Here is a 23,795-nt window from a genome sequence, read left to right as displayed (position 1 = left end):
TTGGATCATTTTAGTTGTTGTTTTCTTGGCTTTTTACCGCCTTTTTTAAAGAAATTAAATATTTGAGGGTTCAGATGAAAGCATTTAAATATTTAGTTTTTTTATTTCTATTCCCATCCATTGCTAATGCTTTTTTTTATGCTCAAGGATATAAGTCACAAACATCAACAAGCAGCTTTACAGCTACATGCCAAGCACTTGTAGCGCATTTTAATAGCACTCTCAGTAATGGTGGTTCATTCACTTATTCACTCACAACAGCGACAAAGAACAATTGTTCAATTACAAGAAGTGATGGTGGAAAACTCAATAATCCAGTTTTATCAGAAGCTGTTGATTGTCCTAGTGCTACATCAGTTGATTTGAAAGTACCTACTAGTTCAGGTTCATACGTTTGCACCAACCAGTGCCAATATAAATTAAGAGCCTGTGTTGATGTTGATTTTGAAGCGGGCATGACTTGTACTGCTATTTCTACGGGGCAGGAATGTGGACAACCTAAACCTACTGACACGAATCCTACACCTCCAGTTACTCAAGACCCTACAAACCCAACTGATAAACCTGAAGAACAAACCATTTTTGAAAACATTATGAATGTTATTGGGGACAAGCTTGATTCTATTAAAGACGCTATTACTGCAGGAAATCAAAATCAGGGTGGCAGTGACACTGGTGGATCAAACGGTGGTACAGGTGATGTCAATGTTAATGTCGACATGTCAGAAACCAATGCCAAGATAGATGAAACGAATTCATTAATTGATGAATTAACCAAATGGCTTGAGGGTGAAGACTTAGGAGATGACATATTTGGCGACCAAGATCCACCTGAGAAAGAAATTACCCCCCAAACATTTGACACAAATATTTTTACAAGTCGTGCTCAATGTCCATCAGAGATGACCATTCGTATTCCTCAGTTCAATTTTAATAAATCATTTTCCTTTGATGAATGGTGTGACAACTTAGAGTTTTTCGGCTCATTAATTTTAATTATTTCTTATTTATTTGGCGCGTACATCATAGTGAGTAAATCCTAATGCCTGCTATTTTAATCACGATTTTAGCTGCCTTTGCATCTTCATTAGTTGCCAAATTAATGCTTGGAGCAGGGCTAGCTTTCCTTTCCTATACTTTTATCAATGATCTTGTTATGCAAGCTCAAGCCCAAATGTTAGGCCTATACCAAAATATACCCGCAAACATTATGGGTGTTTTAGGCATTCTAAAAATCCCCTAAGCATTGTCTGTTGTCATGTCATCAATTGGTACTGCTGCATTTATCAAATCATCAAAATTGGCAATCGGAAAAGCTTAACGATAAGCGAAGCAGGAGGAGGGAGCGACGACGTCCTGAGCGTTCGTTAGCTTTCGAGAGGCAATTATTATGGCTATATTAATTTCAGCACCAATCAGGACAGGTAAGACCCTTAAATGTATTCAGATCATATTTGAATACTTAAACGAGGGTAGACCTGTTTATACAAATATTGTTGGTATTAAAATACCAGGTGTCTTTCACATCAATTCATCTCTACACAATCCTTTCGACTGGCGCGATCTTCCTAACGATGCTGTATTAGTTTATGACGAAGCACATGAACATCCTGCTTTTTCAGAAAAAGACCTATTAAAAAACTTGGCAATACCTGAATTTGAGGAACAAATTGCACAAGTTGAAAAAGCCGAAATGACTGAAACAATGAGAAAAAACAAACTTTCTCAACTTCAAACAGCCTATGCAAAAGCTCTTAGGAAACGTAAAGAGGAAATTTTAGATATTGGATTTACCATGTCTATGCATGGACACTTTGGTATTGAAATCGTCCTTATTACTCAAAAGCCTACAAAGCTAAATTCTGACGTTTTGGGTAATGTCACACTTCACTATGTTATGCGTCGTAAATACGGACGTGATGAGGCTGTTATTTGGACATTCGGTGAAGCACAGACAACATGGGGTAAATCTATTGCTGAATCAGCACTAGATAAGCAATTTTGGCGTTATCCAAAGCATCTATACAAATTTTATGTTTCGTCTGAAAAGCATAATGTTAAAAAATACTTTCCCAAGAAGTATTTGCTAATTGCTTGTATACCTGTTGTTTTATTTGGCTATTCATTTATGACTGCCAGTAAGACTGGTTTCTTCGGTATTTTGGGTGATGGTTCAAATCAAGCAGAAGCAGCAGAGATTCAGCAAGCAGAAATTGTTCAATTATCGGCTAATGATCCTACAAAGATTGCGCTTGATAAAAAGAATGCTGAACTTATGGGCTTAACCTATGAACAATATCTAGACTTGCAGAATCCCCAAGTTCAAGACCAAAAAAATTTAGCATTAAACCAAAATTCTATCGATCAAATTGCAAACCAATACAAACCTGATAATCCATTTGATTATTCATACATGACACCAGCACCAGTGACGGCTCATCGAGTATTTTCAGGTTGTATGAATGGTGTTGCTTATGACACACAAGGCACAATCTTGCATGATGCACCTAAAGACTTATGTAAACGTGTAATGGCAGGTGATAGACCGTTTAATCCATATAAACAGCCTGAACAGGTGATCGCTTATGACTATGCAACTCCTAAAGAAAACCCTCAAATATCTAATAATGCAAATCCTCAGGAAGTTGTTGAACCGATACCTTTAGATCAAAAACCTAGCCGTATAATTACTGGAGCACATTCATTATGATTCGACTCTATTTACAGCTTATTTTTTGGATTTTATTAGCTTTCTTAGCTTTTTATTATCTCTATATTGTCCTAAGTCTTAATGGCTCATTAAAACTTTTTGATTGATATATTTATTCTCTAAAGCATCTAAATATAACTACAGATTTCACATTTTTATCTTTTAAGTTGCGAATAATTAAAGCTTTTGTTTTTTCTCCATGGACTTCCTTATCACATATCTTAGTGCTATTGGATTTCGATAAAACTTTGATTTTTTGTGTTATTGGGTTGTATTCAAGTTTATAAGTTGGATATGTGAACTTTAATTCAGTTGCAAATGTACTAGTTGAGATTAGGCTTATTAGTAAGATTCTTTTCATTTTAGCTATCTCTTATATTTGCAGAACGAGTGTCTACGAGTGATTCGAGGGCTTGATTTATGATTTACTTCTCCTTGATTACAAGCTCCCATTTAGATTACAACGGTAAGGCTAGAGCGTCCGTAGGCGCGAACTGACAACATAGGCATAAATAAGATGCCGGTAAAGATTGGATATACAACAATGAATGTTCTTGAACTTTGGTTTGTTGCTTCATTATTTGCTTTAACTTTTTGGCTTTTTTACGATGCCTAGCAGACACATTTACAAGACTGTTAGCTATGACAGATCAAAGGGCGTTTTAACCAAGGCTGACTATGTGTACATGCGTGATCTACTGGAAACCGTGCTAGAACAACTGCAAAATTCAGAATTAGACAACGATAAAGAAATAGATCAGCTCAAACAGTTTTTTATAAAGTTAGATCATCACATTGATAGACTGCGCGCGTAGATTTCGGCATAACGTATATTATGTTCATTAGCGTACTCGGCATCGTGAATATAATTTTACTGAGATTCACGATGTCGAGCTGTAGCACCAACTGAGGTTGCGTAGGCTACAGTCTTGGATATGCTATTTAACTTATGTTCACCTAGAATCTAGTTCACAATTAAATTTATGTTTAATAAACAATAAATTTAATTACTTAGCGCACTAAAGTGATAACTTATAAAATATTTGGTTCATGAACCTAGCTATGAATGCATATTTTCCTACTAAAAAGGTTTTAGGAAAAGGCTAAATTTGTCTAGGAGAGTAGTGGCAGTCCACCACTAATTAAAAGGTGTCTACAAAATCAGTGGCTATTCAAAGTGTCCAAATTGGGGACGATGTAAAGTAGTACAGATGGTAAAAATCTGCCTAATGTAATCAGAATAAGGCTAACTTTATTTTTCGTTCTCATCATGGTTGGGCAATAATATGGACTTTCAATTAAAAAATGCCAAGTTGGTTTGAGTCAGCACAACTTGGCTAAACTGAAGATTACTTCAAGTTTTTAGTAAAGAAGTCAGTTAATTTGTTAAAAGGGATAACATCAACTCGATCATATAGATCAACGTGTCCTGCACCCTTAACGTAGTACAACTCTTTAGGCTCACCAGCACGTTTATAGGCATCTTCACTAAACTCTTTGGAATGCGCTTGATCACCAGTAATAAAAAGCATTGGGCGAGGTGAGATGGTTTCTATGTCATTAAATGGATAGAAATTCACAAATCTAACTTCACTGGTTAAAGCTCTATTTTGAGTTTGTTCCAAAGTCTGGCCCGTAGGAATTGCTGCTCCGCGTGGTGTTCGATAAAAGTTATGAAATTCACTTACAATAGGATCGCTATTGGCATCGACTGTTTTAGGTAAATAGTTTATCCATTGTTTACCTTTACCTTGAAACTCTGAGTAACGTTGTTCTGCTGCTGTTTCTAACATTTTCTTACGTTGCTCAAGCGTCTGGGAGTGATTTAAACCGTTACGTGTTACCGCACCCATGTCGTACATTGCAACAGTCGCAATGGCTTTTAAACGAGGATCTAATTTTGCTGCACTAATCGCAAAGCTACCGCTACCACAAATACCTAATACGCCAATACGATTACGATCAATAAAGGTTTGACTGCCTAAATAATCTACCGCAGCATTAAAGGCTTCTGTATAGAGTTCAGGGGCAACTAAGTTGCGAGGTTGTCCCTCACTTTCGCCCCAGAAAGGTAAATCAATTGCTAAAGTGATAAAGCCTTGCTCTGCCAATTTCTGTGCATAAAGCATTGAGCTTTGTTCTTTCACCGCTCCCATTGGATGTCCCACAATAATTGCAGGAGCTTTAGTATTCTTATTTAAATTTTTAGGAATCAATAAATTACCGATAACATTCATGTTGTATTGATTTTTAAACGTAACTTTTTGAATCGTGACCTGACTACTTTGATAGAAGTTATCTGCATCTTTTGGCATATCTGCCGCCATTGTTGAAGTTGAAGAAAATAAACCCATTGTGGCAATGAGGGTCGCTGTTAGAGTTGCATTACGGAATTTCTTTATATGTGATTGCATGATTCCAGCTTCCTGTAAAAAGATGATTCATAAATTTAGGGATTGAAAGGAGTTTATCTATTCTTTCTAAGAAGTATTAGCCTAAAAAAACAGCATAGACTTATGATTTATATTCATTAATTGGGTGGTGGGTATTTTAAGTAATTGAAAATAATGTATTTAAATAAAAATTATTTGATTTTTTAAAAGTGTAAATACTAAAAACTGCGAAAAATACGATGTTTATACTATTATGATTCATGAATTATATACATAACTCTATTCGGCTTAAGCTACTTATTCCAGTTGAACCTTATTTTTATAATTGCTACTCCAATTTCGAGTAGAGATAGTCAATGCTTAACCCTGAAGAAAAAGAAAGCCTCGTAGAAGCTCCTGCCTACTGGAGTGGGGTTTTTGCAATGACCTTATGTGTTTTTGCCTTGATTGCATCAGAGTTTATGCCAGTGAGTTTACTGACACCGATTGCAACAGATCTTCATATTACAGAAGGTTTGGCTGGACAGGGAATTGCAATTTCAGGTGCTTTTGCTGTGATCACAAGTTTGACGATTTCTCGCTTAGCAGGAGATATGAATCGTAAAACACTTTTGTTAGTTTTAACGGCCATTATGGCAGTTTCAGGTGCAATCGTGGCATTGGCGCAAAACTATACAATTTATATGCTAGGTCGTGCGTTGATTGGTTTGGTGATTGGTGGTTTTTGGTCGATGTCAGTCGCAATGGCAATGCGATTAGTACCAAGCTCACAAGTTCCTAAAGCATTAGCAATTTTTAACAGTGGTAATGCCTTGGCAATGGTGATTGCTGCTCCTTTAGGAAGTTATCTAGGCTCAATCATTGGTTGGCGTGGTGCATTTTTATGCTTAGTTCCTGTGGCTATCATCGCTTTTATTTGGCAATGGTTGAGTTTACCTTCAATGCCAGCTACTTCTCGTCAAACAGAAAAGCAATCATCCATTTTGGGGTTATTGCGTAATCCAGTCGTTATGATGGGTATGTTAGCGATCAGTTTATTTTTCATGGGACAGTTTTCTCTTTATACCTATGTACGACCATTTTTAGAAACCATAACCCGAGTTGATATTTCGACCTTGTCACTTATTTTACTAGGTATTGGGATTATGGGATTTATTGGCACTGCCGTAATTAATACGTTCTTGAAGCGTCGTTTTTATGCAACTTTGATCGTTATTCCTATCATGATGGCTGTTATCGCATTGTCACTCGTATTTTTTGGAACTTGGACGATGGTCGTTGCAGTATTACTGTGCATATGGGGGTTCTTAGCAACAGCAGCGCCTGTGGGATGGTGGGGATGGTTAGCACGTACCTTGCCCAATGATGCAGAAGCGGGTGGCGGTTTAATGGCAGCGGTGATTCAACTTGCAATTGCTTTAGGTTCAACACTGGGTGGAATTTTATTTGACCATAGTGGTTATCAGATAACTTTTGTAGCCAGCGCGCTTATTTTGGTTATTTCTTCTATTTTAGTATCACGTTTGACGACAAAGTAATTCAATTAAATCGGAAATTCATAAACGGATATGAATAAAGAAATAAGCATTGTCACGAGCAGAATGTTGGATTAGAGCTTATATATTTCTTTTAATAATGAACGTGGTGAGGGAATATGCCATGTTCAAATCTCTTATAGTTTTTAAGAATAATAGATTTTTTATTTTTAACTTCAATTATTTGTGCGAAGCATAAAAGATTATAGAAATACGAAAATGTATGAGCAAGGAGCTAAAATGGGATAGAGTCATGAATAGGATTAATAAATCATACGTTTCTAAGTGGTATTATTTCAATATTAACACTTAAATTACTGAACCATAGAGGATCTATATGATTACAAAAGAGAACTATAATGATCTATATGCCTTTCTGATGGTGACTCGTGAAGGTAGTTTTACTAAAGCCGCAGGTAAGCTAGGTGTTTCCCAGTCTGCTTTGAGCCATACCATTCGTGGACTAGAAGAGCGTTTAGGGATGTTGTTGCTCACTCGGACTACACGTAGCGTTTCTCCAACAGAGGCTGGTGACAAGCTAAGACAGACGATTGGAGCAAGTTTTGATCATATAGATAATGAATTATCATTACTGTCGAAACTAAGAGATACACCAGCGGGAAATGTAAGAATAAATGCAAGTCATCATGCTATCCGTTATGTGCTATTACCGAAATTAAAGCAATTAACGCAGTTTTATCCAGATATCAATATTGAGCTAACTGCAAATAATGGCATGGTTGATATTGTAGCGGAACGTTTTGATGCAGGGGTTCGTTTTGGTAGTCGGGTAGCGGAAGGAATGATCGCTGTTCGGATTAGTACAGATGTCAGAATGGTTGTGGTGGCATCGCCTGAATATCTTGCGCTAAAGGGCATCCCAGAAAAACCACAAGATTTGATTCAACATAACTGTATTGGCTATCGATTGTCTACTCAAGGTGGATTATATCAATGGGAATTCTTGGTTGAAGGCATTGAAACTAAAATTAAAGTTTCTGGGCAATGGGTCTTTAATGATTCTGAGCTTATTGCTGATGCAGTATTAGCTGGAGAAGGCATTGCTTACATTCCTGAAGAGCTTATTCAGGACAATTTATTACAAGGGCAATTAATAAAAGTATTGGATGAGTATGCAATAGCCTACCCAGGATTTCATTTGTATTATCCTCATCGTAGACAGCAGTCACCAGCTTTGAAACTTGTTATTGATACATTAAGAATAAATTAAATCATTGTTGGTGGCACATTAAGCTCATGGGAGTTCTGGCTATTTCTTTACGAAATGAGACCTTGAGGAAAACTTGTTTAACTGAAGCAAATATAAAAGTGCATTACAAATTTGACTGAGAATAGAACCTCATTTAATCTATATCAGAATTAATGAACAAAATGGAAGGTATTATTTATTTAACTTATGTTTACCTAAAATCTAGTTTATAAATTATTTTTACAATATATTTATTAATTTCAATATTTTGAATAAAAGTAATAGGAATTTATTAAAAATGAGTTCATGAACTCGTAGAATTTTTAAGTACATTTATATAAAAGGCTAAGTTCTCCCAGCAAAGAAATAGATGCCGTTTAGATAAAATTTTCAATCAAATAATCTTATTGTTGATATTTCTAGTCACATAGTCTATTTTCATTATATGAATTATTCTTCTTTACCCAAAAGACCACGTGGTCGACCAACCAAACACGGTTGTAACTATGCAGACACCAAAGAAGTGTTAATCCGCCGAGGTATCGAGTTACTGACCGAACGTGGAATGAATGCTATGAGCTTGGACGATCTCATGAAATCAGTTCAAGTTCCTAAAGGGTCTTTCTACCATTATTTTGCAAATAAAGAGGCTTTTATTTTAGAAGTCTTAGATGCTTATGAGCTTTATTTTGTGAAGAGATTGAATAAGTTTTTAAGTCAAACTGATCTTTTCCCACTAGAAAGGCTGCAAAATTTTGTAAAAGATGCGGGTGAAAAACTGCAAAAATATGATTTTAAACGAGGTTGTATTTTGGGTAACTTAGGACAAGAAGTTTCGTATTTGCCATCAGAGATCATTGCCCGAATTGAAAGTATTTTTAAAGTATGGGAGAAATTGGTTTCTGATTGCCTACATCAGTCAAATTCACAATATAGCGTAACTGATTGTGATGAAGCTGCTTATCAATTTTGGATTGGATGGGAAGGCGCAGTTCTTAGAGCACGTTTGGTCAAATCAATAAGTCCTTTAGATGCGTTTTATCGTTTGTTTACTTTAGCTGTAGAACAACAAAATCACGTAAAAAGTTAATTAAAAAATAAATGCAGATGTCTGCATTTATTTTTTAATTAATTCTAGACAAGTAGTCTAATTAAATAGCGAGGAAGTTCTATGTACAAAGGTATCGTAATTACTAAAGATGAAGCAGGTTACACATCACAAATTACTGAGATTGCATCAAAGCCTTTACAAGAAGAAGAGGTTAGAGTTGAAGTCAAATATTCAACTTTGAATTATAAAGATGCTTTAGCAATTACAGGGCGTTCACCTGTGGTTCGTAGTTTTCCGTTAACACCAGGTATAGATTTTTCAGGTGTTGTAATTGAATCAAAACATCCAGCATGGAAAGAAAGAGATGAAGTTCTACTGAATGGTTGGGGAGTGGGTGAAAAGTATTTTGGAGGGCTAGCCGAGCAAGTCACTGTTTCTGGTGATTGGCTCATACAAAAACCTTCTGCTTTTTCTTTTAAAGATACGATGGTTATTGGTACAGCAGGTTATACCGCAATGTTGTGTGTCATGGCTTTACAAAAACATGGTATTAAACCAAGTGATGGAAAAATTTTAGTGACAGGTGCAAATGGTGGAGTAGGTAGTATTGCCATTATTATTTTGAATTATCTTGGTTATGAGATTACAGCTTCAACTGGTCGACCTCAAGAGTCAGAATATTTAACCTATCTAGGTGCGAGTGAAATTATTGATCGTATTGAATTATCTTCCCCAGGAAAGCCATTAAACAAAGAAGTTTGGGCTGGCGTGATTGATACTGTTGGAAGCCATACTTTAGCCAATGCATGTGCTAGTACAAAATATCGTGGTGCAGTTGCTGCGTGTGGTTTGGCAGGCGGAATGGATTTTCCAGCAACAGTTGCTCCATTTATTCTAAGAGGGATTACCTTATATGGAATTGATAGCGTGATGGCACCAATCGAATTAAGAAAAGAAGCATGGGAACGTTTGGCTACAGAATTAGATCAAACAAAATTAGAAACAGTAACTACTGAAATTCAGTTAACAGATGCTTTAAATATTTCAAATGAAATTTTAGATGGAAAAATTCGAGGTAGAGTTGTTGTACAGATATAGTTCAACAAAATGAGTTGTGGGACTGTTCTAAATTTTGTGTAAGTACTTAATTTTCATTTATCCTACTGAGGATAATAAAAAGAGGTACTTCACATGGATGAAGCTACAATCAAAAGTATGACAGCTGAATTAGCTAAAGGTTTAAAAACTCCTGAAGATTTAAACCAAATGACAGCCATATTTAAATGTATTAGTTTAGCAATGAATTGTTTTACGATTCAGTTCGATGATCGATTAAAAGATCATTTATAAAAAATGGGACTTACACAAAATAATTTACAGGCTCGTAGAAACATGAAAATACATTCTTTTGGTGAACACAATAACATTACTTTATCTAATAATTGTATTGAAGTTCGAGGTGCACGTGAGCATAACCTTAAGGATGTAGATGTTTCTATCCCAAGAAATGCACTTGTTGTTTTCTCAGGTGTATCGGGTTCAGGAAAATCATCACTTGCTTTTGGAACTATTTTTGCTGAAGCACAAAGAAGATATTTCGAATCTGTTGCACCTTATGCAAGACGCTTAATAGATCAGGCCGGAGTACCAGATGTTGATGCTATTGATGGTCTACCACCAGCAGTAGCATTGCAACAACAACGTGGTGCAAGTAATACCCGTTCTTCTGTTGGAAGTGTAACAACTTTATCAAGTCTCGTGCGAATGATTTATTCGCGTGCTGGTGCATATCCTGCCGATCAGCCAATGTTATATGCCGAGGACTTTTCACCGAACACTCCTCAAGGTGCTTGTCCTACCTGTCATGGTTTAGGTCACATTTATGAAGTTACAGAATCGACAATGGTTCCTGACCCAACACTCAGTATTCGTGAGAGAGCTATCGCATCATGGCCACCTGCTTGGCACGGGCAAAACTTACGCGATATCCTAGTAACCCTAGGGTATGATGTTGATCGACCATGGAAAGATTTACCGCAATCGGATAGAGACTGGATTTTATTTACTGAAGAAACCCCAACAGTTCCTGTCTATGCTGGTTTAAGCCCCGCTGAGACTCAATCTGCACTTAAACGTAAACTAGAACCCAGCTATATGGGCACTTTCACTGGTGCTCGTCGCTATGTCCTTCATACTTTTGCTAATACCCAAAGTACGTTGATGAAAAAACGTGTTTCACGTTTTATGGAAGGAAAAATATGCCCTTCCTGTCATGGTAAACGCCTTAAACCAGAAGCCTTATCTATTACCTTTGCTGGAGTAGATATTGGTGAGTTTATGCAACTTTCTTTGGATAAGTTAACTTGCCTGCTTGAGCCCATTGTTCTTGGCAATTTCGACGCTCATGATGCTGGAGAAAAGACTAATAATAAAGTAACCCAACTTGATAGATCTGAACGAGCAACAACAGGTAGAGCTGTGCATTCTGTATCTCCAGATGTAAGACGTACGTCAGCACTTTCAGATGAAAAGAAAATTGCTGCCCAGCGTTTAGCAAATGGTGTGGTGGGGCGTTTAAATCAATTACGCCAGTTAGGTCTTGGTTATCTAACATTAGATAGAGCCACACCGACTCTTTCAGCGGGAGAGTTACAACGTTTGCGTTTAGCAACACAATTAAGTTCTATGCTATTTGGTGTAGTTTATGTACTGGATGAACCGTCTGCTGGATTACACCCTTCAGATAGTCAGTCATTATATGATTCTCTCGATAAATTAAGAGACGCTGGAAACTCCGTATTTGTTGTAGAGCATGATTTAGAGCTCATGCGTCGTGCTCAATGGTTAGTGGATGTTGGACCAGATGCAGGAGAGCAAGGTGGTAATATTTTATATAGTGGAGTACCTCAGGGTTTAAGTGAGATTTCAGCTTCACGTACTGCAAGTTATTTATTTAATAAAATCCCAGTTACTCAAAGTTATGGACGTACACCCTCTGGTTGGCTTGAACTTAACAATATTTACCGACATAACCTGCATAATATTGATGCTCGTATACCTCTTGGTGTACTTACAGCAGTTACAGGTATTTCAGGTTCAGGTAAATCTAGTCTCGTTTCTCAAGCTTTACCCGAGTTAGTACTTTCATATTTAGGCAATGAATCTGAAACTGAAAACAATAATGAAAATAATCCTTTAAATGAAGGAATGTTGGTTACCGAGGTTACACAGGGTTCTCTGGCTGGTGATGTGGAGGCTATACAGCGTCTGGTACAGGTTGATCAAAAACCAATTGGCCGTACTCCACGTTCTAATCTGGCAACTTATACGGGTTTATTTGATCATGTTAGAAAGTTATTTGCTGGGACTCCTGAAGCTCGCCAAGCTCATTATGATGCTGGACGTTTTTCGTTTAATGTGGCTAAAGGGCGATGTGAAACTTGTGAAGGTGAAGGCTTTGTCAGTGTAGAATTATTGTTTATGCCAAGTGTATATGCCCCTTGTCCGACATGTCATGGTGCTCGATATAATGATGACACTCTGAAAATTCGCTGGAATGGACGTAATATTGCTGAAGTATTAGGAATGACCGTCAATGAAGCACGTGATTTTTTTGATGGAGAGGTCTCGATTGCTCGTTCACTACAATTATTAAAGGAAATTGGCCTTGGTTATTTACGTTTAGGGCAACCAGCGACTGAACTATCTGGTGGAGAAGCGCAACGTATTAAATTGGCGACCGAGCTACAACGCAATCAGCGTGGAAATACACTGTATATACTTGATGAGCCAACTACAGGTTTGCATCCATCAGATGTAGATCGATTGTTAGTTCAATTGCAGCGATTAGTCGATGCGGGTAATACCGTGGTTATGATTGAGCATGATATGCGTGCCGTTGCACAAGCAGATTGGGTGATTGATGTGGGACCAGGTGCTGGAAATGCTGGTGGGAATATTGTTGTGGCAGGAACACCAAAACAAATAACAGAAAATCAAGATAGCCGTACTGCTCCATATTTAGTTAATGAGTTAGTGAGTCGTGATACTAAACGTTGATATTGCGAGTGAGTAGAATAAAGACTTAAATTAAAATCCTGTAAAATCAATCAGATATTTTTTTGTTTTAGGTGGTGTGTGAGCATGAAATCTAAAAGTTTTTTTTCAACTAAGGGCTTTGTTGCACAACCCTATCTGTAACGTTTTTTTCAGCGATATAATTTTCAAATGAAGAAGCCTACACACAAAATCTACCGCACAACCAATTGGCCCGCATATAACCGAGCACTCATGAGTCGAGGAAATATTGCCATTTGGTTTGATCCTGCTACGCAATGATATACGCCATCAAAAGGCAAACAAGGGCGAAATCAAATCTACTCCGACGCAGCCATCCAATGCTGCTTAATGATTAAATCTTTATTTCGTCTGTCTTTACGTATTGTCACTGGCTTTGTGCAAAGTCTGATTAAACTTTGCGGATTAAATTGGACACCACCAGATTACACCACGCTTTGTAGAAGACAAAAGCATATTGATATTGCAATCAGTTACCAAAAAAGTAGCGATGGGCTGCATCTACTCATGGACTCTACAGGGATGAAGTTTCTAGGTGAGGGCGAATGGAAACGCAAGAAACATGGACCTGAATATCGTCGCCAATGGCGTAAACTACATATTGGGGCGAATTCAAACATGAGGTGCGACAGTTTCAAAAGTCTTATGATAATCAATAAGCTGAGCAAATTTCTCTAATGGTGTAAGCCAATCTAACGCTTTTCTAGGACGAATATTCAGTGACATGGCAACTTGATTTAAATAATGCTGATCTGCCTGGTTTAAATCAATCCCTTTAGGTAAATATTGCCTAATTAAACCATTCATATTTTCGCATGTGCCTTTTTGCCAGGGGGAATGTGGGTCACAGAAATATACATCTATGCCTAAATCTTCTTCGAGTATTTTATGTTCTGACATCTCATGTCCACAGTCATAGGTCAACGTTTTACGCAGTTCTGCAGGTAAATATTTCAGAGCTTCAGCTAAAGCCTTGCGCACTGATTCTGCCTTTGCATCAGGTAATGTTGCCAAGATACAGAGCCGTGTATTTCGTTCAGTAGGTGTTGCTATCGAACTTTTATTGTCTTTACCTTTAATTAAATCGGCTTCCCAATGACCCGGTATTTTTCTTTCTTGAACTTCGGCTGGGCGCTTATGAATAGTTTTAATATCCTGTAATATAGAATCTTTTTTAGATTCACCGTTAGCTTTTCGCTTTTTATTTTCATGACGCAGACAGGATAATAAGTCTTTTTTCAACTCACCCTTTGGTAATGCTCGTATCGTTGAATAAATCGTTGTATGGCTTACATTCATTGTTTGATCCAAATCAGGAAATGTCTTTAAACGCTTTGCTATTTGCTGAGGAGAACCATAAACAACGGATCGCTTCAACAATAAATTTCCAGAGGATTGAATCGATTTTGAGTTTTCTGTGACCACGTCTACGTCTAGCAAAGGTGTTATCAGAAGCATATCGAGTTTGATAAACGTCATTGATGCTATTTCTTTTAAGCTCACGATAGATCGTACTAGGATGTCTTTTAATGAGTTCAGCAAATTTTCTGGCTGAAAAGCCTTCTTTTCTTGACTCAAGCATTAATGCAGTACGATCTTCAAAGTTAAGATGATGGTATGACAATTTTATATACTCCATAAACCTTTTAAATTAATTAGGTGGTTTATGTCGCACTTCAAGTTTTACTCTGCCCTCAGGAAATCCTGTTTGATAACGCTAAAACGATCATGATTGAACGGGATGCCTATCAGGAGGGGCAGCATAAATGGAACCCCAAACTGCTCGATTGCGCCAAGAAGTACAGCTTTCGTCCTCGCGTATGTAAGCCCTACCGTGCACAGACCAAAGGCAAAGTTGAACGCTTTAATGGATACCTCAAATCAAGCTTTATTGTGCCATTGAAAGCAAGCCTGAAGACTTCGGGTTTACTGTTAGATGTTGATGTCGCCAATGCCCACATTGGCCGGTGGCTGCATGAAACCGCCAATCAGCGGATTCATGCCACCACGCAAGAAAAACCGGCTGTTCGACTGCAACAGGAGCAGCAAAAATTTACGCCATTACCGCAATCAGATACAGGTTCCAGCACTGTACCTGTTGCAGCAGCAGAGCATGTCATGCCCTACGAGAGTTTGCAGCATCCCTTATCGGTATATGACCAGTTGCTGGGAGTTTCCTGATGAATCTGCAATACGACCGTATAGAGCAGCTTTGCCAAAAGCTCAATCTGCCTGCCATCGCATCACAATGGTCACATCATGCGCAACAAACATTAGGTCAGGATGGAAGTTATGCCGACTTTGTTGAAGCCATGCTGATGCATGAATATGCTGCCAGGCAACAGCGCAGTCAGCAGGTACTGATGAAACTCTCAGGCCTGCCTCAAGTCAAAACCCTGGAAGGTTACGATTTTAATTATGGACTGGGTGCTCCCAAATCACAGGTGGTCGAGTTGTTCAACCTGAGCTTTATCCCGAGAGCAGAAAATGTGGTGTTTCTTGGTGCTAGCGGTGTAGGGAAAACGCATTTATCCATGGCATTAGGCTATAAGGCCATCATGAACAATGTCAAAACCAAGTTTATTACCGCCGCCGATCTCATGCTGCAACTCAGTACAGCCTATCAGCAAGGTAAATTGAAAACTTATATGCAACGCGTGATACTCGCCCCGAAATTACTGATTATCGATGAAATTGGTTATTTACCGTTTGGACGTGAAGAAGCGAATCTATTCTTTAACGTGATTGCCAAGGGTTATGAAAAAGCCAGTACGATATTGACGAGTAACTTACCCTTTAGCCAATGGTCCAAATCCTTTGCAGATGATGTCACGTTGACCGCTGCGATGTTAGATCGGTTATTGCATCACTGTCATGTGGTACAAATATCGGGTGAGAGTTATCGTTTGAAGATAAAAAAGAATAGGGATTCAACCTCAGGTTGAAACTTAATACGAAATCAAGGGGGGCTATTTTACTTTGCCATTTGTAAGGTAAAAGGGGGGGCAATTTTAGAATGCCGTTGACAACGGCAAAGCTGTAGTAATGGCATAGATACACCTTGCAGCGACAAACTAGGTGTCAAAGCTGGGTAAGTGAATTACTAGACTTCACTGTATTTAGTTCTCAATTTTAAATTTTATTAAAGGAAGTATGAAAATCATACTTCCTTTTCAATCTGCTTCACAATAAAACTTTAGAGTTGAAGCAACAGATCAAATCTAAATCAGATTTGAAAAATAATTACGGTGGATACTGTCCTGTGGTAATAACTCTAATAAACGCTGTACCGCATCAATTCGGTCATGTGTTTGCCCAATAATTCTTAATAATTGATCGATATCCTTTATTTGATAGATCAACTGGCTTAAACGGGCATCAAAACAATGTCTCCAAGTGCTGAGTAAAGGGCTTTCTGATTTAGAGAGAAAGCTACCTTTATATAGCGAGAATGTACTGGAAATAAGATTTGCATTTAATGATTGTTCAGCACTTAAAAAATCACACTGGACTTCACAGCTAAGCCTATAAATCCGAGGCTCAATTGAATGAGGTAATAGGCTACGAAGTTGTGAAAGCTCAGCCTTTAGGGTTTTTAAGCTGACACTACGCTCACCATAAAGGGCATAGTGTAACTCTTCTAAACCAATGCCATGGGGGTGCAAAGCTAAAATGCAAAGTATTTCAATTTGACGGTGACTCAAGTTCAAGGTATGCCCATTAAATTGAACCCAAGGTGAGCCTAGCGCCTTAATGTATAAAAAATTCTGCTGTTCAAACTTTATGGCTCGTTGTATTAAATCCGCACAGCGTTCAACTGCAAGCAGCCCCAAAGGAGTATGTTTTTTATATTTTGTGGAAAGGTTAATAATGCCATGAAATTGCCCTGATGTCGGATCCCAGATCGGCGCGGCATAACAAACCCAATCTCGAACACTGTCCATTTGGTTTTCATGAGAATAGACACAACTTGATATTTGGCTGTTTAAAGTCATACCTATCGCATTGGTCCCAACAGCCTGTGTAGACCAATGCCCACCCTCAATAAAATGAACCTGTTCGGCAGAAGAAAGCATTACAGAACTACTCCATGTCCATAAGAGAGTACCTTGATGATCTGTGAGACCAATCGCCATATCTGAATCATCAGCTATTTTGAGTAAGTCGGCATAATTATGTTGGATAGAGCGGCGAAATAAAGAAGTTTTATCTTCTGGAGGTAAGGCTAAAACAGGAGCGGCATGAACAGTATGTTGATTAATTAAATGGGTTGTTTGCAGATTTTTTGCAGATGCGGTATTGAACAGGTTCATATCATATTCCTTTATGATCAGACTGTAATATTTTTAAATTTTAGAAATGAGTTTCCAAATTTATAGTCATTTACGTCATTTCTTCTTGCTTCAATTTTAAATGCTTTTATCTTTGCTTGGTTAAATCATATCTTTTGGCTTTACCAGTCCTTGAGTTACTTTAAAAGTGTTCTTATGAGCTGAAAATGGCTATTTCCATCTGAAATGTTAATAAACGTAAATAGGATGAAAATTCATTCGCTCATGTAAGGGCTAGGCACAGCTTCACCATGATACTGACGGTCTGCAAAATAACTTGATCGTACTAATGGCGCACTCCAAATATTTTTAAACGCTAAGCGCTCTCCATGTGTTTGATAATGCTTAAACTCTTGCAACGTAACAAAACGATGAATTGGCGCATGAGATTTAGATGGCTGTAAGTATTGACCGATTGTGACATAGTCCACTTGATAATCTTTCAAATCATTTAATAACACAATAACCTCAGCCTCGACTTCTCCTAAACCGACCATCAAACCACATTTCGTTGGAATTTCAGAACAGTAGTGTTTAAATTTTTTGAGTAAATCCAATGAGTGCTTATAGTCAGCGCCTGGTCGCATGGCTTTATACAGACGTGGAACGGTTTCAATATTATGATTAAAAACATCGGGTGGGTTTTGGCTCAGAATCTTCAGGGCAATATCTGCACGACCACGAAAATCAGGAACCAAAATTTCTATCAGAGTTTCTGGACTGGTTTGACGAATTTCTCGAATGCAATCTGCAAAATGCTGTGCGCCACCATCTTTTAAGTCGTCTCGATCAACAGAAGTAATCACGACATACTTTAAGTTTAGATTCTTGACTGTTTCAGCCAGATGCTTTGGCTCATTAGGATCTAGGATATTAGGACGACCATGTGCGACATCACAGAATGGACAGCGGCGAGTACAAATATCTCCCATGATCATAAACGTTGCAGTCCCTCCGCTAAAGCATTGTGGCAAATTAGGGCAGGCCGCTTCTTCACAAACCGTATGTAGTTTCTGTTGTCGTAATAAATCCTTAATGATTTGAACTTCCTCAGGTTGACTAATTTTAGTCCGAATCCATTCTGGCTTTTTCGGTGTCGTTTCTGTTGGAACAACTTTAATTGGAATACGCGCCATTTTTTCAGCGCCACGTAGCTTTTTTCCAGTTAATACTGTGTTATTTAAATCCATTACAAACACTCCATCGTTTAAAATAATTAATATAGATCCCGATATTAAATAAGCTCTTTTAGGTGCTTTAATAATATTAAAACAGTGCAAAAAACTTATCATATAAAATAAAGGTTGGTTAAAGGTTTGTTTTCATATGTGATTGAACTATTGTAAAATTTTAAAAAATTTTTAAGTTCATAACCTTCTGTTTTTTAATATTTTTCCCATCTCTTAATGCATTATATTTTTTAGTCTAATATGAAATTAAATAAAAATATATTTATATAAATATACGGTTTAAAAATCCAACCATTAATTTTTGGATTTTCTTTTAAGCGTAGTTAATAAGGAACAAAGATATGCAATTAACGGAAGAGCAATTGCTAGCAGCATACAAAAGAATGCGCGACATTCGTGAATTTGAGGATCGACTTCACGATGAAAATAATACAGGTGATATTCCCGGTTTCATCCATTTATATAGCGGTGAGGAAGCTATTGCCGTAGGGATCTGTGAAAATTTAACAGACAAGGACTTCATTACATCAACGCATCGTGGTCATGGACATTGTATTGCTAAGGGCTGTGACATTCACGCCATGATGTTAGAAATTTTTGGCAAAGATGATGGTTTGTGTCGTGGTAAAGGCGGCTCAATGCACATTGCGGACTTAGATAAAGGCATGCTTGGTGCAAACGGTATTGTGGGTGGTGGTCCACCTTTAGCGATTGGTGCTGCTTTAAGTGCCAAAACACTCAAGAATGGGGGTATTGGTCTGTCATTTACCGGTGATGGCGGGTCAAATCAGGGCTTAACTTTTGAAGCCATTAATATGGCTGTCGTGTTAAAGCTCCCTGTCATTTTTGTTTTTGAAAATAACGGTTTTGGTGAAGGTACTGCACATGACTATGCCGTAGGCAGTAAAGACATTGCAGGTCGAGCGGCAGGTTTTGGCTTACCTGCTGAAAAAGTAGATGGAACAGACTTTTTTGCTGTGTATGAAGTTGCACAAAAAGCCATTGAACGTGCCCGCTGTGGTGAAGGTCCGAGTGTGATTGAAACGGTAACCAACCGTTTTTATGGACATTTTGAAGGTGATCCGGGGCTTATTCGTTCCAAAGAAGAACTGGATTATGTCAAAGAACATAAAGACCCATTGAAAATATTCCGTGAAAAAGTCAAGGATAAAATTGACGAAGCCAAACTGGATGCGATTGATGCCCAGTCTAAAGCCAATGTAGACGATGCCGTTGCAAAAGCACGCGCAGCTAAGTACCCAGAAGTCTCTCAGTTACTTACTGATGTTTACGTCTCTTACTAAAGGAATAGTAGAAAAATGCCAAATAAAAGTTATCGAAACGCGATTAAAGAAGCAATTGAATTAGAAATGCGCCGAGATCCGAGTGTCATTGTGGTCGGTGAAGATGTTCGTGGTGGGCATGGTGGCAAAAATACCGATGACAATAAACTGGAAGGTTTTGGCGGTGTACTTGGTGTAACCAAAGGCTTATGGACTGAATTTGGTTCTGAGCGAGTCATTGACACCCCGATTACAGAATCGGCGATTATTGGTATGGCGGCAGGTGCTGCTGCAACGGGTTTAAGACCTGTGGCAGATTTAATGTTCATGGATTTTTACGGCGTGTGTTATGACATGCTGTATAACCAAGCGGCTAAATTCCGCTATATGTTTGGTGGCAAAGCCAAAGCGCCACTCGTTGTACGAGGCATGATCGGTGCAGGTTTTTCCGCAGCAGCGCAGCATTCTCAGTCGCCATATAACGTGTTTGCCTCAGTGCCTGGTTTAAAAGTGGTGGTGCCTTCAAGTGCCTATGATGTGAAAGGGTTGTTGATTCAAGCCATTCGAGATGATGACCCAGTAGTATTTTGTGAACACAAATTGTTGTATGACATTAAGGGCGAAGTGCCAGATGAAGCCTACACTATTCCTTTTGGTGTCGCAAATTACACCCGTGAAGGCACTGATATTACCATTATTGCCTTAAGCTTGATGGTGCATCGTGCCAATGAAGTTGCGGATAAGCTCGCAAAAGAAGGCATTTCGGTTGAAGTGGTTGACCCTCGAACCATTTCTCCATTAGACGAAGATGGCATTTTAGAATCAGTGGCGTCAACAGGTCGCGTAGTGATTGTAGATGAATCTGCGGCGCGTTGCGGTTTCGGACATGATGTGGCTGCACTCATTGCACAGAAAGGCTTTCATTATCTTAAAGCACCAATCGAGTTAGTCACTCCACCACATTCACCCGTACCATTTTCACCAGTATTAGAAAAAGAATGGCTACCCAGTGTAGAACGCATCGAACAGGCTGTACGTAAGACGTTGGAGGCTTAGGATGAGCGAAATTAAAACTTTAGAAATCCCAAAATGGGGTTTGTCCATGGAAGAGGGTACGATTGCCCAATGGCTGATTGAGGAAGGTACGCAATTTAGTAAAGGACAGGAAATTTGTGAAATTGAAACCACAAAAATCGTCAATGTTCTTGAAGCACCTTTTGATGGCTTGCTACGCAAAATTATTGCTAAAGATGGTGACACTCTGGTCGTAGGTGGAGTTATTGCAATTTGTGCAGACGCTCAAGTTTCAGATACAGAAGTTGAAGCATTTGCACAGTCCTTAGGTGGAACACCTGCTGTAACAGAAAATAAAGCGGTAGCAGCGGTTCCTGAAAAAGTAGCTGTAGCTCAAGTTGAAACCAAAGTGCAAGCTGCTCCTAAACAGAACAGTGTTGGTAATGGATCAAAAGCGGTGACTCAGGGCGGATATTCTATTCCTGCTGCGTTACAAGGCTACCAACAAAGCGATGATATTTTTGCAACGCCACATGCCTTGAAATTGGCTGAAAAGCATAATGTAAACTTGTCTCAGATTACGGGTTCTGGACGTGAAGGTCGTATTAGTGTTCAAGATATTCAGACCGCAGTTCAAGCTGCTGGTGGTTCTTGGCCAGATGTGCGTCATCAAGCCAATACCAAAGCCGCGAAATCTAAAGCAGATGATAGTGATGTTCTAGCGACACCTGTTGCCCGCCGTTTGGCAAGACAATGGGGCATTAATTTGCATGATTGTCGTGCATCGGGTTCACGTGGACGAGTCTGTAAGGAAGATGTTGAAGCTGTATATCAACGTGAAAACCCTGTACAAGCTCAACATGCTGATCATGCGCATCCAGCAGAGTCCGCAAAATTCACTACTGTAGCTATGAATGGTATGCGTAAAGCAATTGCTTCGCGCTTACAGGCTGCGAAACGCAATGCACCACATTTTCGCTTAACGATAGACTTAAATGTTGAGTCGGTTCAGGCTTTGCGTCAGCAAATTAACAGTACCGTACCGCAAGTCAAGCTGTCCATTAACGATATGCTGATTAAAGCTGCTGCTGCCGCACTGATCAAAGTTCCACAGGTCAATGTTCAGTTTGATGAAGAAAATCAGCAGATTTTACAGTTTGAACAGGCTGATATTTCGGTTGCTGTGGCCATCGAAAATGGACTGATCACGCCAATTATTAAATCAGCGAACCGTAAATCTTTGGCGCAAATTTCCAATGATATGCGCGATCTGGCGATACGTGCCAAAACTGGAAAACTAGCACCTGATGAGTTTCAAGGTGGCAGTTTCAGTATTTCCAATTTGGGAATGCTGGGTATTCAACAGTTTGATGCCATTATTAACCCACCTCAAGGTGCAATTCTGGCCTTAGGTGCAGCAGAGAAACGTGCTGTCATCGAAAATGATGAGATTGTTGTTCGTGAAATGGTGACTGCAACATTGTCTTGTGATCATCGTGTCATTGATGGTGCGTTGGGTGCTCAATTCTTATCGGCATTGAAGCAGTTTGTCGAAAACCCTGCATTAATTTTGGTGTAGGAGGAATAGCCATGTCAGATACACAATTTGATCTTGTGGTTATTGGTGCTGGTCCTGGAGGATATGTCGCTGCGATTCGCGCAGCGCAACTGGGATTAAAAACAGCAATTGTTGAAAAACAACACTTAGGCGGAGTGTGTCTTAATTGGGGATGCATTCCAACCAAGGCATTATTGAGCGGGGCTGCGCTTGCGCAGCAGTTCAAACATGCAGAGCAGTTTGGCTTTACTCTTAACGCGGTTGATTTTGACATTCAAAAACTGGTCCATCATAGCAGACAGGTTTCTGAGCAACTGGTACAAGGTATCGGTCAATTATTGAAAAAGAATCAAATCACTGTTTTTAATGCAGCAGCCCAATTTATTGCCAAAGAGCATTTAGAGCTTACAGATGCGAATGGTCAAAAACAGCAGATTTCTGCACTGCATATTATTGTCGCAACAGGTGCACGTGCGGCCAATTTGCCTCATATTCCTGTAGATGGCCATCAGGTCTGGAGTTATAAAGAGGCTTTAGTTCCAGACCAATTACCAAAATCTTTACTGGTCATTGGTTCGGGTGCTATAGGCAGTGAGTTTGCAAGCCTATACCAAGACTTAGGCTGCCAAGTCACCTTGGTTGATATTGCAAAGCAGATTCTCCCTAGCGAAGACATTGAAGTTGCGAAGTATGTACAAAAGCAATTTGAACAGCAGGGTATGCAGGTTTTAACCGAAGCGACTGTAAAAAAAATAGAAACTGATCAGGCTCAAGTACATTGTCATATTGAAACTGCCACAGGTGTGCAAATAATTACTGTTGAAAAGGTGCTTTCAGCTATTGGCGTGAAACCGAATGCTGAAAATCTTGGCCTAGAAGCTTTGGGAATTGAATTTGAGAATGGTTTTATTAAAGTCGACTCATGGTGTAAAACCAATGTAGTGGGCATTTATGCAATTGGTGATGTCGCAGGCGCACCGTGTTTGGCACACAAAGCCAGTCATGAAGCCATTCTTTGTGTGGAGAAAATTGCAGGCCTAAGTCATGTACATGCTTTAGATCGTACACAAATTCCGGGCTGTATCTTTACCCATCCGCAAGTGGCCAGTATTGGTTTGACAGAACAGAAAGCGAAAGCTGCGGGCTTGAATATCAATGTGGGTAAGTTTCCTTTACAAGCGAATGGTAAAGCATTGGCTTTGGGCGATAGCGCAGGATTTGTTAAAACCATTTTTAGTCAGGAAACAGGTGAATTGTTGGGTGCTCACATGGTTGGACATGAAGTCACCGAACACATTCAAGGGTTTGCCATCGCGAAATACCTAGAAGCTACAGATGAAAGCTTAGCGAAGGTCATTTTCCCTCATCCTACTTTGTCTGAGGCGATGCATGAGTCGGTATTGTCGGCGATGCAACGTGCAATCCATATTTAAGGAGTCGTAA

Annotated in this window: 16 protein-coding genes and 4 pseudogenes; 16 read left to right on the top strand and 4 right to left on the bottom strand. The window is 38.9% G+C overall.

The window, feature by feature from the left end; translation table 11 throughout:
• Positions 1 to 14: 14 nt before the first annotated feature.
• The 3 genes from F946_RS04650 (at position 15) to F946_RS04640 (ending at position 2,710) form a co-directional block, all read left to right on the top strand.
• Positions 15 to 1,043, top strand: coding sequence for a virulence factor TspB C-terminal domain-related protein (locus F946_RS04650; protein ID WP_228128099.1), 1,029 nt, complete (start codon positions 15 to 17; stop codon positions 1,041 to 1,043).
• Positions 1,043 to 1,243, top strand: a complete 201-nt coding sequence (locus tag F946_RS04645; RefSeq protein WP_004979636.1) for a DUF2523 family protein — start codon at positions 1,043 to 1,045, stop codon at positions 1,241 to 1,243. The genes F946_RS04650 and F946_RS04645 overlap by 1 nt, the downstream gene beginning before the upstream one ends.
• Before the next feature lie 147 nt (positions 1,244 to 1,390).
• Entirely contained in the window at positions 1,391 to 2,710 is a 1,320-nt protein-coding gene (locus F946_RS04640; RefSeq protein WP_004979634.1) for a zonular occludens toxin domain-containing protein, read from the top strand.
• A 1,349-nt stretch (positions 2,711 to 4,059) separates the two neighbouring features.
• On the opposite strand, the gene F946_RS04625 is transcribed toward F946_RS04640, so the two are convergent.
• Positions 4,060 to 5,124: an alpha/beta hydrolase gene (locus tag F946_RS04625; protein WP_004979631.1), complete on the bottom strand. Its 1,065-nt coding sequence runs from the start codon at positions 5,122 to 5,124 to the stop codon at positions 4,060 to 4,062.
• A gap of 335 nt (positions 5,125 to 5,459) precedes the next feature.
• Here F946_RS04625 and F946_RS04620 point away from each other — a divergent pair, with 335 nt between their 5' ends.
• The 7 genes and pseudogenes from F946_RS04620 to F946_RS16975 form a co-directional block, all read left to right on the top strand.
• The gene (locus tag F946_RS04620; RefSeq protein WP_004979628.1) at positions 5,460 to 6,641 is read left to right on the top strand and encodes an MFS transporter; all 1,182 of its coding nucleotides are present in this window, start codon (positions 5,460 to 5,462) and stop codon (positions 6,639 to 6,641) included.
• A gap of 334 nt (positions 6,642 to 6,975) precedes the next feature.
• On the top strand, positions 6,976 to 7,869 hold the full coding sequence (locus F946_RS04615; protein ID WP_004979627.1) for a LysR family transcriptional regulator: 894 nt from the start codon (positions 6,976 to 6,978) through the stop codon (positions 7,867 to 7,869).
• Positions 7,870 to 8,293: 424 nt separating this feature from the next.
• The gene (locus tag F946_RS04610; RefSeq protein WP_004979625.1) at positions 8,294 to 8,938 is read left to right on the top strand and encodes a TetR/AcrR family transcriptional regulator; all 645 of its coding nucleotides are present in this window, start codon (positions 8,294 to 8,296) and stop codon (positions 8,936 to 8,938) included.
• An 81-nt stretch (positions 8,939 to 9,019) separates the two neighbouring features.
• Positions 9,020 to 9,997: an acrylyl-CoA reductase (NADPH) gene (acuI, locus tag F946_RS04605; RefSeq protein WP_004979621.1), complete on the top strand. Its 978-nt coding sequence runs from the start codon at positions 9,020 to 9,022 to the stop codon at positions 9,995 to 9,997.
• A 93-nt stretch (positions 9,998 to 10,090) separates the two neighbouring features.
• Positions 10,091 to 10,249, top strand: coding sequence for a hypothetical protein (locus F946_RS17150; RefSeq protein ID WP_004979619.1), 159 nt, complete (start codon positions 10,091 to 10,093; stop codon positions 10,247 to 10,249).
• 42 nt (positions 10,250 to 10,291) lie between these two features.
• Positions 10,292 to 12,958: an excinuclease ABC subunit UvrA gene (locus F946_RS04600; protein ID WP_004979617.1), complete on the top strand. Its 2,667-nt coding sequence runs from the start codon at positions 10,292 to 10,294 to the stop codon at positions 12,956 to 12,958.
• Positions 12,959 to 13,126: 168 nt separating this feature from the next.
• Positions 13,127 to 13,591, top strand: a pseudogene (locus F946_RS16975) (IS5 family transposase); the annotation flags it as partial.
• On the opposite strand, the pseudogene F946_RS04595 reads toward F946_RS16975, so the two are convergent.
• A pseudogene (locus F946_RS04595) lies at positions 13,589 to 14,615 on the bottom strand (IS30 family transposase). The pseudogenes F946_RS16975 and F946_RS04595 sit on opposite strands and share 3 nt — an antisense overlap.
• Positions 14,616 to 14,668: 53 nt before the next feature.
• On the opposite strand from F946_RS04595, the pseudogene istA reads away from it, so the two are divergent.
• Positions 14,669 to 15,157: pseudogene (gene istA, locus F946_RS04590) on the top strand (IS21-like element ISAba8 family transposase); the annotation flags it as partial.
• Positions 15,157 to 15,928, top strand: a pseudogene (istB, locus tag F946_RS04585) (IS21-like element ISAba8 family helper ATPase IstB). The pseudogenes istA and istB, both read left to right, overlap by 1 nt.
• A gap of 269 nt (positions 15,929 to 16,197) precedes the next feature.
• Here the strand turns inward: istB and F946_RS04580 are convergent.
• Positions 16,198 to 17,289 (bottom strand): sigma-54-dependent transcriptional regulator family protein, encoded by a 1,092-nt coding sequence (locus F946_RS04580; RefSeq protein ID WP_004979611.1) that lies wholly within the window; start codon positions 17,287 to 17,289, stop codon positions 16,198 to 16,200.
• Between the two features lie 233 nt (positions 17,290 to 17,522).
• The gene (gene lipA / locus F946_RS04575) at positions 17,523 to 18,497 is read right to left on the bottom strand and encodes a lipoyl synthase (protein WP_004979608.1); all 975 of its coding nucleotides are present in this window, start codon (positions 18,495 to 18,497) and stop codon (positions 17,523 to 17,525) included.
• A 341-nt stretch (positions 18,498 to 18,838) separates the two neighbouring features.
• On the opposite strand from lipA, the gene F946_RS04570 reads away from it, so the two are divergent.
• From F946_RS04570 to lpdA, 4 genes are read left to right on the top strand one after another with little or no spacing between them, the layout of a single operon-like run.
• A complete protein-coding gene (locus tag F946_RS04570; RefSeq protein ID WP_004979607.1) occupies positions 18,839 to 19,801 on the top strand; it encodes a thiamine pyrophosphate-dependent dehydrogenase E1 component subunit alpha in 963 nt (320 codons plus the stop codon).
• 15 nt (positions 19,802 to 19,816) lie between these two features.
• Positions 19,817 to 20,836: an alpha-ketoacid dehydrogenase subunit beta gene (locus F946_RS04565; protein ID WP_004979604.1), complete on the top strand. Its 1,020-nt coding sequence runs from the start codon at positions 19,817 to 19,819 to the stop codon at positions 20,834 to 20,836.
• A 1-nt stretch (position 20,837) separates the two neighbouring features.
• Positions 20,838 to 22,373 (top strand): 2-oxo acid dehydrogenase subunit E2, encoded by a 1,536-nt coding sequence (locus F946_RS04560; RefSeq protein WP_004979603.1) that lies wholly within the window; start codon positions 20,838 to 20,840, stop codon positions 22,371 to 22,373.
• A gap of 11 nt (positions 22,374 to 22,384) precedes the next feature.
• The gene (gene lpdA, locus F946_RS04555; RefSeq protein ID WP_004979602.1) at positions 22,385 to 23,785 is read left to right on the top strand and encodes a dihydrolipoyl dehydrogenase; all 1,401 of its coding nucleotides are present in this window, start codon (positions 22,385 to 22,387) and stop codon (positions 23,783 to 23,785) included.
• Positions 23,786 to 23,795: the final 10 nt, after the last annotated feature.

This window comes from Acinetobacter johnsonii ANC 3681, assembly GCF_000368805.1.
In the GTDB taxonomy this organism is placed as follows: domain Bacteria; phylum Pseudomonadota; class Gammaproteobacteria; order Pseudomonadales; family Moraxellaceae; genus Acinetobacter; species Acinetobacter johnsonii.
The sequence above is the reverse complement of the archived record's forward strand: the minus strand, read 5'-3'. Positions and strand labels throughout refer to the sequence as shown.

Coding starts and splice junctions, on each gene's coding strand:
- F946_RS04645 (WP_004979636.1), top strand. CDS start 1,043: ATGCCTGCTATTTTAATCACGATTTTAGCTGCCTTTGCATCTTCATTA.
- F946_RS04640 (WP_004979634.1), top strand. CDS start 1,391: ATGGCTATATTAATTTCAGCACCAATCAGGACAGGTAAGACCCTTAAA.
- F946_RS04625 (WP_004979631.1), bottom strand. CDS start 5,124: ATGCAATCACATATAAAGAAATTCCGTAATGCAACTCTAACAGCGACC.
- F946_RS04620 (WP_004979628.1), top strand. CDS start 5,460: ATGCTTAACCCTGAAGAAAAAGAAAGCCTCGTAGAAGCTCCTGCCTAC.
- F946_RS04615 (WP_004979627.1), top strand. CDS start 6,976: ATGATTACAAAAGAGAACTATAATGATCTATATGCCTTTCTGATGGTG.
- F946_RS04610 (WP_004979625.1), top strand. CDS start 8,294: ATGAATTATTCTTCTTTACCCAAAAGACCACGTGGTCGACCAACCAAA.
- acuI (WP_004979621.1), top strand. CDS start 9,020: ATGTACAAAGGTATCGTAATTACTAAAGATGAAGCAGGTTACACATCA.
- F946_RS17150 (WP_004979619.1), top strand. CDS start 10,091: ATGGATGAAGCTACAATCAAAAGTATGACAGCTGAATTAGCTAAAGGT.
- F946_RS04600 (WP_004979617.1), top strand. CDS start 10,292: ATGAAAATACATTCTTTTGGTGAACACAATAACATTACTTTATCTAAT.
- F946_RS04580 (WP_004979611.1), bottom strand. CDS start 17,289: ATGAACCTGTTCAATACCGCATCTGCAAAAAATCTGCAAACAACCCAT.
- lipA (WP_004979608.1), bottom strand. CDS start 18,497: ATGGATTTAAATAACACAGTATTAACTGGAAAAAAGCTACGTGGCGCT.
- F946_RS04570 (WP_004979607.1), top strand. CDS start 18,839: ATGCAATTAACGGAAGAGCAATTGCTAGCAGCATACAAAAGAATGCGC.
- F946_RS04565 (WP_004979604.1), top strand. CDS start 19,817: ATGCCAAATAAAAGTTATCGAAACGCGATTAAAGAAGCAATTGAATTA.
- F946_RS04560 (WP_004979603.1), top strand. CDS start 20,838: ATGAGCGAAATTAAAACTTTAGAAATCCCAAAATGGGGTTTGTCCATG.
- lpdA (WP_004979602.1), top strand. CDS start 22,385: ATGTCAGATACACAATTTGATCTTGTGGTTATTGGTGCTGGTCCTGGA.